This window comes from Bradyrhizobium sp. 33ap4, from assembly GCF_032654765.1.
Taxonomy (GTDB): Bacteria; Pseudomonadota; Alphaproteobacteria; order Rhizobiales; family Xanthobacteraceae; genus Bradyrhizobium; species Bradyrhizobium australafricanum.
In genome coordinates, this window is sequence record NZ_JAUMTJ010000169.1 from 1 (window position 1) to 1,572 (window position 1,572).

1 protein-coding gene is annotated in these 1,572 nt (G+C 65.6%); it reads right to left on the reverse strand.

Translation table 11 applies throughout. From position 1 onward, the window contains the following. Positions 1 to 73: 73 nt before the first annotated feature. Entirely contained in the window at positions 74 to 1,309 is a 1,236-nt protein-coding gene (locus tag Q2M23_RS43535; protein WP_076824329.1) for an MFS transporter, read from the reverse strand. Positions 1,310 to 1,572 lie beyond the last annotated feature (263 nt).

Sequence of the window (1,572 nt, forward strand, 5' to 3'; positions counted from 1 at the left end):
ATGCAAAGGTGTCCTTGCTGCATCCGGCTCATCAAAGGGCGCGACCCGCCGATCCACTTATGACACAGTAAGATTAGGGCCTGGTGTAGATCAGGAACAGCACGGTCCCGATCACCAGCGCGCCGGCGATGAACAGCAGCACCGCAGGCAGCCCGAACAGCGCCGCAACGCCGGCGGTGCTCGATTGCAGCAGCGCTGCGCCAAGGAAGAACGCGAGATTGACCGAGGACAGCGCCTTGCCGGTGTTCTGTGCGGCGACAAGCTGCCGCGTCATGCCGTAGATCAGCGGCTGCGCCGACGTCGCAAGCCCGATCAGGATCAACAGCACCAAGTCATATTGCGTCGGCATCACGGCAACCCCGAAGAGGTTCGAGACCGGGAAATGCGGCGCACCGGCCGCCATCAAGACGAGCAGCAGCGCGGCGATGGCGTGCGTCACCGCCACCATGGCACGGCGGTGCCCGAACTTGCGATCGAAAGCGCCGATGCAGGCTGGGCCGACGATCATCGCCAGCGTGAACAGGCCGAGCACATTGCCGGCCTCGATCCGGCTCAGCCCTTTCTCGTCCATCAGCCACGGGCCGCCCCACAAGCCGCGCAAGGTCAGCGACGCGCCGAGCGACACCAGCGACAGCGCGATCAGGCCGCGCAGGCCGCGCGACATGCCGAGCCGCAGTACCTCGGCCATCTGGTGCAGCGGCGAGGAATCATCCGCATGCGCCGCCGGCTGCCGCGGCACGAGCGCGAACACCGCGATCAGCACGACAATGCCGAAGCCGGCCGAAACCCAGAAACCGGCGCGCCAGCCGAACTGATCGACCACGAACGCCAGCGGGCTTGCCGACAGCAGCATGCCGATATTGCCGATTGAGAGGATCAGGCCGGACCACAGGCCGAACTTCGCCGCCGACATCTGTTTCGCCGCGAGCGTCATCGGGCACATCAGCATGCCCGAAGTGGCGACGCCGAGCATGAGCTGGCCGAGCACAAAGCTCGCAGGCCCCGTCGCCAGCGCCGAGACCAGCGTTCCGATAACGGTACCGGCGAGCAGGCTCAGCGACACCGGCCGCACGCCGAAACGATCCATCGCGGCGCCGACCGGGATTTGCGAGGCGGCAAAGGAGAAATGATAGATCGAGGTGAGGCTCGCCAGCGCCTGCGGCGAGGTGCCGAAATCCGACGCCATCAGATCGAGGCTGATCGCCGGGATGGTCCGCAGCAGCGTCGACAGCATGTGGCCGGAGGCCAATGCCAGAAGTGCAAGCACCAGGGCGCGGAACCCGATCCCCGCCTCTTCCTTCGTCACCACGCCGTCCACGAATCGCCTCTTCCCCGAGCGGTTTGGCGACGGGCGTAACATTATTGGGCGGAGGGTGCCAATCAGTTAGCCTTCTCCCCGTTCTTCACGGGGTCGAGACGAGCGAAGCTCGTTCTTAGAGGGCTGGGTGAGGGGCTGCACCCGCGAACACGGTGACAATTGGATGTGCGGAGGCTCCCCCTCACCCGGAACGCATCTAACGATGCGTTCCGACCTCTCCCCGCACGCGCAGGGGTGTCCGGGGAAATTCAGGC